The organism is Pseudomonas sp. E45-MNA-CIBAN-0222, from assembly GCF_040310405.1.
Taxonomy (GTDB): Bacteria; Pseudomonadota; Gammaproteobacteria; order Pseudomonadales; family Pseudomonadaceae; genus Stutzerimonas; species Stutzerimonas stutzeri_AC.
In genome coordinates, this window is sequence record NZ_JBEOPU010000018.1 from 43,164 (window position 1) to 58,066 (window position 14,903).

The following is a 14,903-nucleotide window of genomic DNA, read 5'->3' on the forward strand; positions in this document are numbered from 1 at the left end:
GCACCGGCTGACAATCATATTCCCGCTCAGTAGCGAGATTGGCTGTCAGCCTAGCGCAGTCATTTGCATCTGTCTGTTAGACGCGTTCGAAGACCGTACTGATCCCCTGGCCTAGACCGATACACATGGTGGCGATACCGATCGTACCGTTGTTCTGCTTCATCACGTTCAGCAGGGTGCCGGAGATACGCGCACCGGAGCAGCCGAACGGGTGACCCAGGGCGATGGCGCCGCCATGCAGGTTGACCTTCTCTTCCATCTTGTCGAGCAGCTTGAGGTCCTTGAGCACCGGCAGAGCCTGTGCAGCGAAGGCTTCGTTCAGCTCGACGTGGCTGATGTCGTCCATGGTCAGACCGGCGCGCTTGAGCACCTTCTGGGTGGACGGCACCGGGCCGTAACCCATGATTGCCGGGTCAACGCCAGCCAGTGCCATGGCGCGAACCACGGCCAACGGCTGGATGCCGAGATCCTTGGCGCGCTGGGCGGACATGACGATCATGCAGGACGCACCGTCGGTGATCTGCGAGGAAGTACCTGCAGTCACGGTACCGCCCTTCGGGTTGAACGCAGGCTTCAGCGCAGCCAGGCTTTCCAGGGTGGTGTCCGGACGGATGGTTTCGTCGTAATCGAAGACCTTGAGGAAACCGTCCTCGTCGTAGCCTTCCATCGGGATGATCTCATCCTTGAAGTTGCCTTCCAGCGTGGCCTTGTGCGCCAGGCGGTGCGAACGCTCACCGAAGGCGTCCTGCTGCTCACGGGTGATGCCGTGCATCTTGCCGAGCATTTCAGCGGTCAGGCCCATCATGCCGGACGCTTTGGCGGCGTACAGCGACAGCTGCGGGTTCGGGTCCACGCCGTGCATCATGCTGACGTGGCCCATGTGCTCCACACCACCGATGACGAACACGTCACCGTTGTTGGTCTGGATGGCCTGCACGGCAGTGTGCAGGGCGCTCATGGACGAACCGCAGAGGCGACTCACGGTCTGGCCGGCGCTGGTGTGCGGGATACGCGTCATCAGCGAAGCCATGCGGGCGATGTTCCACCCCTGCTCGAGGGTCTGGTTCACGCAGCCCCAGATCACGTCCTCGACTTCGGCCGGGTCGATCTTCGGGTTGCGCGCCAGCACGCCGTCGATCAGGTGTGCGGACATGGTTTCAGCGCGGGTATTACGGTGCATGCCGCCCTTGGAGCGCCCCATCGGGGTGCGACCGAAGTCGACGATGACTGCATCTCTTGGATTCAGGCTCATGAATTCTCTCTCCCTCGATTAACCGTAGAAGCGCTGGCCGTTGGCAGCCATCTCACGCAGCTTCGCGGTCGGGTGGTACAACGGGCCCAGGTCGGCGTACTTGTCGGCCATCGCGACGAACTCGGCGACGCCGATCGAATCGATGTAGCGCAGCGCACCACCACGGAAGGGTGGGAAGCCAATGCCATAGATCAGGCCCATGTCGGCTTCGGCAGCGGTCTCGACGATGCCGTCTTCCAGGCAGCGCACGGTTTCCAGGCACAGCGGGATCATCATGTAGTTGATGATGTCCTCGTCGGACAGCTCGCGAGTCTCGGCAACGATCGGCTTGAGCAGCTCGTAGGCCTCGGCATCGACGACCTTCTTCGGCTTGCCCTTCTTGTCCATCTCGTAGGCGTAGAAGCCCTTGCCGTTCTTCTGGCCGAGGCGGTTGGCCTCGTACATGACGTCGACAGCCGTGCGGGTGTCGTCCTTCATGCGATCCGGGAAGCCTTCAGCCATCACGTCACGGCCGTGGTGGCCGGTGTCCATGCCGACGACATCCATCAGATAAGCCGGGCCCATGGGCCAGCCGAACTTCTCCATCACCTTGTCGGCGCGAACGAAGTCGACACCGTGGGCGATAGCGCGGGCGAAGCCGCCGAAGTACGGGAACAGCACGCGATTGACCAGGAAGCCCGGGCAATCGTTGACCACGACCGGGCTCTTGCCCATCTTCTTGGCGTAGGCGACGGTGGTAGCAATAGCCACTTCGCTGGTCTTCTCGCCACGGATCACTTCCACCAGCGGCATCATGTGTACCGGGTTGAAGAAGTGCATGCCGCAGAAGTTTTCCGGACGCTTGAGCGCCTGGGCCAGGTAATTGATGGAGATCGTCGAGGTGTTGGAGGCGATGATCGCGTCTTCGCGAACGTGCCCTTCCACCTCGGCCAGCACGGCGTGCTTGACCTTCGGGTTCTCGACCACGGCTTCGACGACGATGTCGACGTTGCCGAAATCGCCGTAGGACATGGTCGGGCGGATCGCGTTGAGCGCCTGAGCCATCTTGTCAGCGGTCAGACGACCTTTTTCAACACGCTTGCCGAGCAGCTTGGAGGCCTCGTCCAGACCCATCTGGATACCCTCTTCACGGATATCCTTCATCAGGATCGGCGTGCCCTTGACGGCCGACTGGTAGGCGATGCCGCCACCCATGATGCCAGCGCCGAGTACGGCAGCCAGTTTCACGTCACGCGCCTGCTTGTCGTAGGCCTTGGCTTTCTTCTTCAGCTCCTGATCGCTGAGGAACAGGCCGACCAGGCTCTGTGCAACCGAGGTCTTGGCCAGTTTGACGAAGCCGGCGGCCTCGACTTCGACGGCCTTGTCACGGGTGAAGTTGGCGGCTTTCTGGATGGTCTTGATGGCTTCGACCGGGGCCGGATAGTTCGGGCCGGCCTGGCCAGCAACGAAGGCCTTGCTGGTTTCGAAAGCCATCATCTGCTCGATGGCGTTGAGCTTGAGCTTGTCCAGCTTCGGCTGACGCTTGGCCTTGTAGTCCAGCTCGCCGGAAATGGCGCGCTTGACCAGATCCAGTGCAGCGGCCTGCAGCTTCTCCGGAGCGACCACGGCATCGACTGCATGAACCTTGAGCGCGTCTTCGGCGCGGTTTTCCTTGCCGGATGCGATCCACTCGACGGCGTTATCCACACCGATCAGGCGCGGCAGGCGCACGGTGCCACCGAAGCCCGGGTAGATGCCCAGCTTCACTTCCGGCAGACCGACCTTGGCGGCGGTGGACATGACGCGATAGTCGGCGGCCATGCACATTTCGAAACCGCCACCCAGGGCGATGCCGTTGATGGCGGCCACGGTGGGTACGCCCAGGTCTTCGAAATCACTGAAGATCTTGTTCGCTTCGAGGTTGCCGGCGACCAGTTCCTCGTCAGCCATCTTGAAGTTGTCGACGAATTCGGTGATGTCGGCGCCGACGATGAATACGTCCTTGCCGCTGGTAACGATGACGCCTTTCACCGACGCGTCAGCCTTGATGGCATCGACGGCCTGGCGCAGATCGTTGAGAGTGAGGCGATTGAACTTGTTGACGGACTCACCCTTGAGGTCGAAATTCAATTCGACGATGCCGCTCTCAAGAGCCTTAACCGTGATGGCTTTACCTTCGTAAATCATCAACTGATCTCCAGGTATGGAAGCTGAACGTTACGTGTCTCACGTCTTCGGCCCTACTCGGCCGCGCCTTGCGGCGAACGACACCCACCGACACGATAATCCGGGTGACCGGCATCTGCTCTGGCAAACGCTCGATTCATACGCCCGTTTGATTTGGGTCGGCACACCTTCGGGGAAAAGCTCAGCATTGTCAATCAGCTGGTTTGCCTAACCGAAAGCCACCTGCAAGCGGACATTTCGCGACCGTCGGGTCATTATCGACTGCAGCCATCGTGCTGCATTCACTGCCTCGATGATCGCAAGCTCGGGCTGGCCGACTGGCTGAAACCGCACCGTACCCACCGAGTCAATCGTAGACCTAGCCGAGCAGTTACACTGGCGCATCTCGCTCTTTGCCATCACCGGCCTACCGGCCGCGAACCAAATCCGGAGTTACTACATGTCCCACGCCCCCATCGCCCGCGCCGACACCGGTACCGATCCCTACCGCTGGCTGGAGAATCGCGATGCCGAAGACGTGCTGGCATACCTCAAGGCGGAGAATGCCTATCTCGAAGAACAGCTCGCCGACCAGGCCGAACTGCGCGAGACGCTGTTCCAGGAAATCAAGGGCCGCATCCGCGAAACCGACCTCTCCCTGCCGTCGCCCTGGGGGCCATGGCTGTACTACCAGCGCACCACGGCTGGCGACGAATACCCGCGGCACTATCGCTGCCCGCGCCCGGTCGATGGCTCGCTCACAGTTGACGAGAACGCCGAACAGCTGCTGCTCGACCCCAATGAGCTGGCCGGCGGCGGCTTCCTCTCCCTGGGCGCGTTCAGCGTCAGTCAAGACCACAGCAAGCTGGCTTACAGCCTCGACCGCGAAGGCGACGAGATCTACCGGCTGTTCGTCAAGGACCTCGCCAGCGGCGACGTGACCGCCCTGCCCTTCGACGATTGCGACGGCAGCATGACCTGGGCCAACGACAGCCAGACGCTGTTCTACAGCGAACTGGACGACGCCCACCGTCCGCACAAGGTCTACCGCCATCGCCTCGGAGAAACCGGCAGCAACGAGGTTTATCACGACCCGGACGGGCGCTTCTTCGTGCATTGCTACCGCGCCAGCTCCGAGCGCCAGCTGGTCATCCTTTCCCACAGCAAGACCACCAGCGAAGCCTGGGTGCTGTCGGCGGACGAGCCGGAAGGTCAATGGACGTGCCTGGCACCACGCCAGGAAGACCACGAGTACTTTCCCGATCATGGCCTTCACGAAGGTCAGTGGAGCTGGCTGATCCGCAGCAATCAGGCTGGCATCAACTTCGCCCTCTATCTCGCCAGCGAGGCGCAGCCCGAGCGGGAGCATTGGCAGGAACTGGTCCCGCATGACGACGCGGTGATGCTCGAGGATGTCAGCCTGAACGCCGAGGCGATCACCCTGACCCTGCGCGAAAGCGGCCTACCAGTGATCGAGGTGCGGCCGCAGGGCGTGCAGCCCTATCGCCTGCAGCTGCCCGATGCGGCCTACAGCCTGCACGTACAGAATTCGCTGGAGTTCACTAGCACGGTGATCCGCCTGCGCTATGAAGCGCTCAACCGACCGGCACAAGTCCGTCAGCTGACGCTGGTCGACGGCTCGCAGGAAGTGCTGAAAGAAACACCGGTGGAAGGCCCGTTCGATGCGGACGCCTATGAAAGTCGACGCATCTGGGCGACCGCCCAGGACGGCACGCAGATTCCCATCAGCCTGGTCGGCCGGCGTGACAGCTTCGGCAAGCCGGCTCCGCTCTATCTCTATGGCTACGGTGCCTATGGGCACAGCCTCGACCCGTGGTTCTCCCATGCGCGCCTGTCGCTGCTCGACCGCGGTTTCGTCTTCGCCATCGCGCATGTGCGTGGCGGCGGCGATCTCGGCGAAGCCTGGTATCGCGCCGGCAAGCTGGAACACAAGCCGAACACCTTCAGCGACTTCATCGCCTGTGCCGAGCAGCTGCTGGCCGACGGCTACACCACCTCGCCGCGCCTGGCCATCAGCGGCGGCAGCGCCGGCGGCCTGCTGATCGGCGCGGTGCTGAACATGCGCCCGGAGCTGTTCGGCGCGGCCGTCGCCGAGGTGCCCTTCGTCGATGTACTCAACACCATGCTCAACGCCGACCTGCCGCTGACCGTCACCGAGTACGACGAATGGGGCGACCCGAATCAGCCGGAGGTGCATGAGCGAATCAAGGCCTATGCGCCCTACGAGAATATCCGCGCCCAGGCCTACCCCGCACTGCTCGCAGTGGCCGGCTACAACGACAGCCGCGTGCAGTACTGGGAAGCCGCCAAGTGGGTCGCCAAGCTGCGCGCCACCCGCACCGACGACAACCTGCTGCTGCTCAAGACCGAATTCGGTGCCGGGCACGGCGGCATGAGTGGGCGCTACCAGGCGCTCAAGGACGTGGCGCTGGAGTACGCCTTCGTGCTCAAGGTATTCGGCATGGCGGCTTAGCACGCTCTCGCGCGGCCTGTCGGGTTGCGCTAGACATTCAGCCTCGGGGCCAGCCGTGAAGCACGGCTGCCCCGCGCCGATGTTGGTCGCGAAGTTCGTCCGTCGCACTTTCACGATTCGCGGTCAGGACCGTTCCCGCGCATTGGCGCGCCCTGGCTCCCTCCTCCCGGCGTCCGTTTGGCTTCCCACAACAGCCACTTCAACGGCGTTTCCGCCAGATGCCGACCTGCGGCACCGAACAGCCTGCGCTGGCGAGAGTCATTCATTGAGAATGTCCTCGTCGGAGCCACCCATGAACAACAAGTCCTCGAACCACCAGAATCAGAACGTCCACGGCTGGGAGCGCGCCATGTCCCTGGCCGGCGGGCTGTATTTACTTGCCAAGGGCCTCAGCCGCGGCGGTTTGGGCGGACTGCTGCAGCTGGGTATCGGCGGCCTGGCGCTGTCCCGTGGCGTAACCGGGCACTGCGAGGCCAAGCGCGTGTTCAATGAAATCAACGAACAGGCCGGCATGGCCGAAGGCCGCTCGCACCACATGCCGTTCGAACGCTCGGAAAAGGATCGCCAGCAATTGCAGGCCAACGCCGCGGCAGCCACCAACGGCACTACCGTAACCGGCAATGACAGCCTGAAAAGCCCGCCTGCCGGCGTCTGATCCCGCGCCCATTCAAGCGCGGAACATTGAGCCCGGCGAGTCGTGGCATGGCCGCCGGGCGCAGGCTCACGGGTAAAGCGTTACTAAGCTCCGCTCGCCCTCTCCTTTAGCGCTTCTTCACCGCCTCATGAGCCTCGATCAGCTGATCGACCACACCAGGATCGGCCAGAGTCGAGGTATCGCCCAGCGCGTCGTAGTCGTCCGTTGCGATCTTGCGCAGCAGCCGGCGCATGATCTTGCCGGAACGCGTCTTCGGCAGCCCAGGGGCCCATTGGATCACATCCGGTACGGCGATCGGCCCGATCTCCTTGCGCACCCATTGCTGCAGCTCCTGACGCAGCGCATCCGTGGGCTGCACGCCGCTGACCAAGGTCACATACACGTAGATCGCCTGCCCCTTCAGCGCATGCGGAACGCCCACCGCTGCCGCTTCGGCCACCTTGGCATGGGCGACCATCGCGCTTTCGATCTCCGCGGTGCCCATGCGGTGTCCGGACACGTTGAGTACGTCATCGACCCTTCCGGTGATCCAGTAATAGCCATCCTCGTCGCGGCGCGCGCCATCACCGGTGAAGTACATGCCGCGGAAGGTCTTGAAGTAGGTGTCGACGAAGCGGTCGTGGTCCTTGTAGATGGTGCGCATCTGCCCCGGCCAGGAGTCGAGGATCACCAGATTGCCCTCGGCAGGGCCTTCGAGCAGGTTGCCGAGGTTGTCCACCAACCCCGGCACCACACCGAACAGCGGGCGCGTGGCGGAGCCCGGCTTGAGTGCGGTCGCCCCTGGCAGCGGGCTGATCAGGATGCCGCCGGTCTCGGTCTGCCACCAGGTATCGACGATGGGGCAGCGCGAGTGGCCGACCGTTTCGTAATACCAGTGCCATGCCTCGGGATTGATCGGTTCGCCCACCGTACCGAGCAGACGCAGGCTGGAGCCATCGGCCCCCTCCACCGCCGCGGCCCCCTCGGCCATCATGGCGCGGATCGCCGTGGGCGCCGTGTAAAGGATGTTCACCTTATGCTTGTCGATGATCCGGGCGATGCGGGTAACGTCTGGATGATTCGGCACGCCTTCGTACATCAGCGTCGTCGCGCCGTTGACCAGCGGACCATAGATCAGGTAGCTGTGCCCGGTGATCCAGCCGATATCGGCCGTGCACCAATAGACCTCCCCGGGGCGGTAGTCGAACACCCGCTCATGGGTCAGTGCGGCATAGAGCAGATAGCCGCCGCAGGTATGCAGAACGCCCTTCGGCTTGCCCGTGGAGCCGGAGGTATAAAGGATGAACAGCGGCTCCTCGGCCCCCATTTCCTTTGGTGCGCAGACCTCACCGGCCACGCGCATCAGGTCGTCGTAGCAGATGTCGCGATGCGAGTGCCAGCGAATGTCCGCACCCGTGCGGCGCACGACGATGATCTTCTTCACACAGCTGGTCTGGGGATTGGTCAGCGCCTCGTCGACGTTCTCCTTGAGCGGCACGGGTTTGCCGCCGCGAATGCCTTCGTCGGCGGTGATCACGATCTTCGACTGACCATCGATGATGCGCCCGGCCAGCGCTTCCGGGGAGAAGCCACCGAACACCACCGAGTGGATCGCGCCGATACGCGCGCAGGCCAGCATCGCCACCGCAGCCTCGGGAATCATCGGCATGTAGATGGTCACCACGTCGCCGCGGTGCACATCCTGACCGCGCAGCGCATTGGCGAACTTGCTGACTTCCTGGTGCAGCTCGCGGTAGGTGATCTCGCGGTGTTCGGAAGGATCATCGCCCTCCCAGATGATTGCCAGCTGATCGCCGCGCTCGGCCAGGTGCCGATCCAGGCAGTTGGCCGAGACGTTGAGCGTGCCATCGGCGAACCATTTGATGTCCACATGGTGATCGTCGAAGGAGGTGCGCTTGACCTCGGTGAAAGGCCGGATCCAGTCCAGCCGCGCCGCCTGTTCACGCCAGAAGCCCTCGGGATTGATCACCGACTGCTGGTACATGGCCTTGTAGCTGGCTTCGTTGGTCAGTGACTGAGCGGCCACCTCGGGCCGAACCGGATATACGGACGCAGCGCTCATGGCAGTTCCTCGTCTGTCTTGTTGGTATGCAGAACCCTGTCCAGCAGGCGAACCCAATGACCAACCCAGCGCCTGTCAGACGGTGCACTCCAGCCAAGCACGCCACCCATGGCGTATCGGCTTTGCTCAAGCATAGACCGCGCCTCACCGCATGGCGTGTGCACTGCCGCCATTTGCCAGAGCTTTTGCGTAGCTGAATGCTACGGCCCCGACACCCGCGGACGTGTTTTGCGGGCAAAAAAAAGCGGCCTCAGGGGCCGCTCGGTCAACCATCCGGTTGCAATACACACTTGTCCGATCACGCAGATAGACACCGCCATTCTGTGCAGCCAGCGCCGTGGCCGAAACTGCACATTGGTCTAACAGACCATTGGCGGGCTTGCCTCAGGGCGCAGAGTTAGCTGCGCGCGCGGCCTCGATCAGGTCCTTGCCGATATCGGCTTCGAACTTCTTCCACGCCGGCTGCACCGCGTCGCGCCACTTGTCGCGTTGCTCGTCGGTAAGCACCAGAATCTCGCTCTTGCCCGAGTCGATGACGCCCTGCTTGGCCTTCTCGTTCAGCGCCTCGGCCTGGCGGTTCACCTCCACGGTGACCTCGTCGATGATCGCTTCCAGCTCGCCGCGCACCTCTGCCGGCAGGCCGCTCCAGAACCTGGTGTTGGTGATCAGCAGGTAGTTGCCGATGCCGTGACCGGACTCGGTGATGTACTTCTGCACCTCGTGGTACTTCTGGCTGTAGATGTTCGACCAGGGATTGTCCTGGGCATTGACCACGCCGGTCTGCAGCCCTTGATAGATTTCGGCGAAGGCCATCTTGCGCGGTACTGCCCGCAGGGCGGTGTACTGGGCGGCCTGCAGGTCCGAGGGCTGCACGCGGAATTTCAGTCCGCGGGCGTCGGCCGGCTCGCGCAGCGGCTTGTTGGCAGTGAAGTGGCGCATGCCGTTGAGCCAGTAGGCCAGGCCGGTGATGCCCTTGTCCTCCATCGACTTGAGCATGGCGCGGCCCTTGTCCGACTGCTGGAAGCGCTGCGCCGCAGCCATATCGTCGAACAGGAACATCAGGTCGAACAGCTGCAGTTGCTTGGTGTATTGCTCGAGCTTCGACGGTGCCGGCGCCAGCAGCTGTACCTCATTCATCAGCAGCGCTTCCATCTCCTTGCCGTCGCCATACAGCGAGGAGTTGGCGAACACCTGCACTTCTACCTGGCCGGGCAGGCGCTCTTCCACGAGCTTCTTGAACATCAGCGCGCCCTGGCCCTTCGGCGTGCTGTCGGCGGTGATATGGGAGAACTTGATCAGGATCGGATCGGCCTGGGCGCCGAGAGCGGTAAACAGCGCCGAAGCGGCGAGCAGACGGGTAATGCCACGGGTGAGTCGTGCCATGGGGAGCTCCGTTTTGTAGTTGTTTGAGCCATGCAGCTGGTCCGACTCTACCCCGCCGCCCCCCGCGGACTGAATTGCTATTTGGCCAAGCGCGACTTCGTGATTGGCGAAGGCAGCAGCGTAATCACACGTCCCGGCGCGCTTCTTCAGACATTGCCTTCGCGAGCGGTGAGGTGTTCGAGCATCTGCCTCGCAGTCGCCGACAGGCTTTCCAGATTGCGCACGCCGAGCTTCAGCTCGCGTCGCGCCCAGGCGTCGCTCAGCGGCACGATGGCCACGTCCAGCGCCGGCAGGTAGTTGCGCACCACCTGCTCGGGCAGCACGCCGATGCCCATGCCGGTATGGATCATCCGGCAGATCGCCTCGAAACTGCGTACCTGGATGCGCAGGCGCAGCGGCGTACCCATCTGTTGCGCCGACTGCTGCAGCAGGGCATGCAGCGAGGCGTCCTGCTGCAGGCCGATGAAATCGAAGCCGGCGGCATCGCGCAGGGCAATTTCTGCACGCCCGGCCAGCGGATGCTCTCGTGGCGTCACCAGCACCAGCCGATCCTCGCGGTAGGGAAACACCTGCAGGTCCCCGGCCGGCATGTGCCCGGCGAAGATGCCGATATCGGTCAGCCCCTCGCGCAGGGCGCGCAGGGTGTCACTGCTGACGCGCTCCTCCAGGTCGATCTTCACTTCCGGGTGCTGACGGGTGAAGGTACTCAGGTCCTCGGGCAGAAATTCGATCACCGCCGAGGTATTGGCGTGGATGCGCACATGGCCCTTCACGCCCTGGCTGAACTCGCTCAAGTCGGCGTCCAGCTGTTGCAGGTTGTCCAGCAGGTTGCGCGCGTGATGCAGCAGCGCGTGGCCGGCCGGCGTCAGCTCGACGCCCTTGGGCTGGCGATAGAGCAGGCTGACGCCGAGCTGCCCTTCCAGGTCGCTGACGCGCTTGCTCACCGCCGCCAGCGCCAGGTGCTCGCGCTCGGCGGCACGGGTCAGGCTGCGCTCGTCGGCGATGGCGACGAACAGGCGTAGGGTGATGAAATCAATGCGGCGCATAGTGGATTCCCGTATTCGCGGTAGACGAAGCATGCGCCGCTACACGCCCACTATTCAAAGCGCCTTTCGTCTTAGCCTTCGTGAGGCGCGAAACCTCACTTGCCCAACGGCCAATTGTCCGCTGCCGAAGCGTCGGTCATGCTCGGCACCATGAATCAACCGGCACAGGTGTCGTGATGAGCGAACAGACAGACAAGAACCTGCCGCTGCAGGGCCTCAAGGTGATCGAGATGGGCCAGCTGATCGCCGGCCCTTTTGCCAGCAAACTGCTCGGTGAGTTCGGCGCCGATGTGATCAAGATCGAGCCGCCCAAGGTCGGCGACCCTTTGCGCAAGTGGCGCAAGCTCAAGGACGGCACCTCGCTCTGGTGGCATGTGCAGTCGCGCAACAAGCGCTCGGTGACGCTGGATCTCAAGGCCGCGGAAGGCCAGCAGATCGTTCGCCAGCTGGTGGCCGAAGCCGACATCCTGGTGGAGAACTTCCGCCCCGGCACGCTGGAAGAATGGGGCCTGGGCTGGGACGAGCTGTCGAAGCTCAACCCTCGGCTGATCATGCTGCGCATCTCCGGCTACGGGCAGACCGGCCCCTATCGCGACTTACCCGGCTTCGGCGTGATCGGCGAAGCCATGGGTGGCCTGCGCCACCTCTCCGGCTATCCGGGCCAGCCGCCGGTGCGGGTCGGCGTCAGCATCGGCGATTCGCTGTCCTCGCTGTATGGGGTGATCGGCGTATTGCTCGCCCTGGAGGAGCGCAACCGTAGCGGCCAGGGCCAGGAGATCGACGTGGCGCTGTACGAGTCGGTGTTTGCCATGATGGAAAGCCTGGTGCCCGAATACGACGCCTTCGGCTACGTACGCGAGCCGGCTGGCAGTGCCCTGCCCGGCATCACCCCGTCCAATTCCTATCTGTGCAACGACGGCGCCTACGTCCTGATCGCCGGCAATGGCGACAGCATCTACAAGCGCCTGATGACCCTGATGGGCCGCCAGGACCTCGCCGATGATCCGAGCTTCGCCCACAACGACGGCCGCGCCCAGCACGCCGAGCTGATCGATGCCGCCATCGGCGAATGGACCATCCAGCACAGCCGCGACGAGGTGATCGAAGCGCTCAAGGGCGCCCGCGTGCCGGCCGGCTATCCCTACACCGCCGCCGATATCGTCAAGGACCCGCACTACCTGGCGCGGCAGATGATTGAGCAGGTGCAGACCTTTGCCGGCCCGCTCAAGGTGCCGGGCGTGCTGCCCAAGCTATCGCGCACGCCGGGACGCATCGGCGAAGGCGGCCCGCAGCTGGGCGAACACACCGACGATGTGCTGGCCGGCCTCGGCCTCACCGAAGAACAACGCCAGGGCCTGCGCGAACGCGGGATCATCTGAACGCCACGTAGGGTGGATGACGCCTTTTTCATCCACCGCGACATTCCCGAAACGGTGGATGGGTGGAGCGTCATCCACCCTACGAACTACAGCTCTACGTAGGGTGGACAACGCGAAGCTTGTCCACCAGCCAGCAAGCCACGACGGTGGATGGGTAAAGCGTCGTCCACCCTACGCCCAGGCACAACCGACAGGACTCCCATGAGCAAACGCCTGTATATCCAGGAAGTCGCCACCCGCGACGGCTTCCAGATCGAAGCGAACTTCGTGCCGACCGAAGCCAAGATCGCCCTGATCGACCGCCTCTCGCAAACCGGGCTGGCGAAGATCGAGGTCACCTCCTTCACCTCGCCCAAGGCCATCCCCAACCTGCGCGACGCCGAGGACGTGATGCGCGGCATCCGCCGTGTGGAGGGCGTCGAGTACACCGTACTGGTACCCAACGTGAAGGGCTGCGAGCGCGCGCTGGCCTGCGAGGTGGACGAGATCAACCTGGTGATGTCGGCCAGCGATACCCACGGCCTGGCCAACCTGCGCATGACGCCCGAACAGTCGCTGGTGCAGTTCCGCGAAATCATCGAAGTCACTCGCGGCAGTGGCGTATTCATCAACGCCTCGCTATCGACCACCTTTGGCTGCCCCTTCGAGGGCGACGTGCCCGTGCGGCGCGTCTATGAGCTGGTGCAACGCCTGCTGGAGATCGGCGTGCAGGGCATCACCCTCTGCGACACCACCGGCATGGCCGACCCGGCGCAGGTCGAGCGCATCTGCCGCGAAGTGCTGAACAGCTGGCCACAGGCAGTATTCACCGCACACTTCCACAACACCCGCGGCATGGGCCTGGCCAACGCGCTGGCAGCGCTGAACGCCGGTATCGACCGCTTCGATGCCTCGCTCGGCGGACTCGGCGGCTGCCCCTACGCACCCGGGGCCAGCGGCAATATCTGTACCGAGGACTTGGTGCATATGTTCCAGCGCATGGGCCTAGACACCGCCGTCGATCTCGATCGCCTGCTGCAATGCGCCGCCGACCTGCCCCAACTAGTCGGCCACGACGTGCCGGGCGCGGTACTCAAGGCCGGCAAGGCCGATCGCCGTTATCCGAAACCGAAGTGGATGCAGGAAGCCGGCGTTTGACCGCATTTGGAGCGCCTGTTGGACGGTGGCGGCATGAGCGGTGTTTAAGCCGGAACTGGCACAACGCAAGGCCGCCCCTTACGGCAGGATTGAACAATGAGGTGATGGTTCTTGTTGTGAAGCAATACTGTCGGAACAGGCGAGACCTGCAGCAGAACAAGGCCGATAAGACAATGATTATCTCTGTGATCGTTTGAATGCTTGGCCCCTGCTGCACGAACTACAGACTAGCCAGGACACTGCAGGATCATTTCGACCCCCAAAATTCCAGCAAAGCATAAAATTATCAGGGCTGCCTTCCTAGCAATCTGGCAGCAATTTCAATTGCTCGAGGAACACAGAGATAACTTCTAGGCATTTATATTAGATGATAGCTGTATGCGCTCCAGGATAAACCGAGCAACTTCTTCTTCTGAGAATTTGCTCGCATCAATATAGCCATCAATTGAAAATAAGCCATCTATTTCTGCACTATCGAATCGAATGAACATAATTCTATCATCATCTTTGCATTTGATTATGTCTCTGACCGCCCTCCACTCTAGGCCACACCATTCCTTTTCTGCATATTCTTTGCACAAGAAAACAACAACCAAGCCGGAGTTTTTCCTGTATATACTCTGCAACACAGCGTCTAAATTTGGGACTGCCAACTGCGACTGGTAGTCGTAGTCATAAAACACTTGGTCTTTCCCTAAATTTACTCTTAGGATGTCAGCCACTTTTGACACAAAAGTCCGATGCTCACCTGGGAATGACAGGGACACCTTGAAGTTTATCTCACCAACCTTACTCAATGACTTATCCACTCTTTCAATTTCCGGATTCTCCAAAAGCCCTTCTAAAGCCAATAGTGATAAAGAAAAAGGATCCGGCTCAATTCTCTGACCCTTTTCTTTTCCCGGATTTACCTTGGATATATAGTACAGAAGATAATTTAACCAAATCGCCATTTCGTTAGAATTAACGGCTGCTGCGGGAGTCGAGACACCATCTATTTCAGCTTCTAAAATGTCTCCAATTACACGTGATTTTACTTTGCTCAATTCTTTTTCATTGAATAAGCTGCCGGCTCTTTTTGCCATCCGGCAAAACAGGCCGCAAGTTTCACCTTCCACCACAGCAAATGCAGATAGTTTTGAGCCTCTTAGCCCCCACTGAAGGTCGCTATCCTTTAGGTTTTGGAGAAACCTTTCAGCTCCGGTCTCAGGCTCAATTTTTCCATAGTACTGCCACAGCATTATCGTGTGATTTGGCGATAAAAATCTTCTAGGGATGGTCTGAAGTAGCCCTGTATTTCTGGCTGACTTCAGCCTCCGCCGATTTTGAAAGCGGTCAACCGATCAAAAA

The 14,903-nt window shown here is 61.8% G+C and carries 10 protein-coding genes; 4 read left to right on the forward strand and 6 right to left on the reverse strand.

What is annotated here, in order from left to right:
* Positions 1–76: 76 nt before the first annotated feature.
* On the reverse strand, positions 77–1,252 hold the full coding sequence (gene fadA / locus AAEZ08_RS20655; protein WP_003285577.1) for an acetyl-CoA C-acyltransferase FadA: 1,176 nt from the start codon (positions 1,250–1,252) through the stop codon (positions 77–79).
* 18 nt (positions 1,253–1,270) lie between these two features.
* Positions 1,271–3,418: a fatty acid oxidation complex subunit alpha FadB gene (fadB, locus tag AAEZ08_RS20660; protein ID WP_500125047.1), complete on the reverse strand. Its 2,148-nt coding sequence runs from the start codon at positions 3,416–3,418 to the stop codon at positions 1,271–1,273.
* A 439-nt stretch (positions 3,419–3,857) separates the two neighbouring features.
* On the opposite strand from fadB, the gene AAEZ08_RS20665 reads away from it, so the two are divergent.
* On the forward strand, positions 3,858–5,891 hold the full coding sequence (locus AAEZ08_RS20665) for a S9 family peptidase (protein WP_500125048.1): 2,034 nt from the start codon (positions 3,858–3,860) through the stop codon (positions 5,889–5,891).
* A gap of 292 nt (positions 5,892–6,183) precedes the next feature.
* Positions 6,184–6,546, forward strand: a complete 363-nt coding sequence (locus AAEZ08_RS20670; protein ID WP_181067309.1) for a YgaP-like transmembrane domain — start codon at positions 6,184–6,186, stop codon at positions 6,544–6,546.
* Positions 6,547–6,652: 106 nt separating this feature from the next.
* On the opposite strand, the gene acs is transcribed toward AAEZ08_RS20670, so the two are convergent.
* From acs to AAEZ08_RS20685, 3 genes are all read right to left on the reverse strand, one after another.
* The gene (gene acs / locus AAEZ08_RS20675; protein WP_500125049.1) at positions 6,653–8,608 is read right to left on the reverse strand and encodes an acetate--CoA ligase; all 1,956 of its coding nucleotides are present in this window, start codon (positions 8,606–8,608) and stop codon (positions 6,653–6,655) included.
* A gap of 384 nt (positions 8,609–8,992) precedes the next feature.
* Entirely contained in the window at positions 8,993–9,991 is a 999-nt protein-coding gene (locus AAEZ08_RS20680) for a TRAP transporter substrate-binding protein (protein ID WP_234175081.1), read from the reverse strand.
* A gap of 146 nt (positions 9,992–10,137) precedes the next feature.
* Positions 10,138–11,037: a LysR family transcriptional regulator gene (locus tag AAEZ08_RS20685; protein WP_014820605.1), complete on the reverse strand. Its 900-nt coding sequence runs from the start codon at positions 11,035–11,037 to the stop codon at positions 10,138–10,140.
* A gap of 176 nt (positions 11,038–11,213) precedes the next feature.
* Between AAEZ08_RS20685 and AAEZ08_RS20690 the strand changes: the two genes are divergently transcribed.
* Together AAEZ08_RS20690 and AAEZ08_RS20695 are read left to right on the forward strand one after the other, a co-directional pair.
* Positions 11,214–12,416 (forward strand): CaiB/BaiF CoA transferase family protein, encoded by a 1,203-nt coding sequence (locus AAEZ08_RS20690; protein ID WP_014820606.1) that lies wholly within the window; start codon positions 11,214–11,216, stop codon positions 12,414–12,416.
* A 201-nt stretch (positions 12,417–12,617) separates the two neighbouring features.
* Entirely contained in the window at positions 12,618–13,553 is a 936-nt protein-coding gene (locus AAEZ08_RS20695; RefSeq protein WP_014820607.1) for a hydroxymethylglutaryl-CoA lyase, read from the forward strand.
* Positions 13,554–13,903: 350 nt separating this feature from the next.
* Here the strand turns inward: AAEZ08_RS20695 and AAEZ08_RS20700 are convergent, their stop codons facing one another.
* On the reverse strand, positions 13,904–14,794 hold the full coding sequence (locus tag AAEZ08_RS20700; protein ID WP_500125050.1) for a TIR domain-containing protein: 891 nt from the start codon (positions 14,792–14,794) through the stop codon (positions 13,904–13,906).
* Between the last annotated feature and the right edge of the window lie 109 nt (positions 14,795–14,903).

What these genes read in the sequence shown, in the direction of transcription:
- AAEZ08_RS20700 (WP_500125050.1), bottom strand. Translation starts at nt 14,794, where the DNA reads ATGCTGTGGCAGTACTATGGAAAAATTGAGCCTGAGACCGGAGCTGAA.
- AAEZ08_RS20665 (WP_500125048.1), top strand. Translation starts at nt 3,858, where the DNA reads ATGTCCCACGCCCCCATCGCCCGCGCCGACACCGGTACCGATCCCTAC.
- AAEZ08_RS20685 (WP_014820605.1), bottom strand. Translation starts at nt 11,037, where the DNA reads ATGCGCCGCATTGATTTCATCACCCTACGCCTGTTCGTCGCCATCGCC.
- AAEZ08_RS20695 (WP_014820607.1), top strand. Translation starts at nt 12,618, where the DNA reads ATGAGCAAACGCCTGTATATCCAGGAAGTCGCCACCCGCGACGGCTTC.
- AAEZ08_RS20670 (WP_181067309.1), top strand. Translation starts at nt 6,184, where the DNA reads ATGAACAACAAGTCCTCGAACCACCAGAATCAGAACGTCCACGGCTGG.
- acs (WP_500125049.1), bottom strand. Translation starts at nt 8,608, where the DNA reads ATGAGCGCTGCGTCCGTATATCCGGTTCGGCCCGAGGTGGCCGCTCAG.
- fadA (WP_003285577.1), bottom strand. Translation starts at nt 1,252, where the DNA reads ATGAGCCTGAATCCAAGAGATGCAGTCATCGTCGACTTCGGTCGCACC.
- AAEZ08_RS20680 (WP_234175081.1), bottom strand. Translation starts at nt 9,991, where the DNA reads ATGGCACGACTCACCCGTGGCATTACCCGTCTGCTCGCCGCTTCGGCG.
- fadB (WP_500125047.1), bottom strand. Translation starts at nt 3,418, where the DNA reads ATGATTTACGAAGGTAAAGCCATCACGGTTAAGGCTCTTGAGAGCGGC.
- AAEZ08_RS20690 (WP_014820606.1), top strand. Translation starts at nt 11,214, where the DNA reads ATGAGCGAACAGACAGACAAGAACCTGCCGCTGCAGGGCCTCAAGGTG.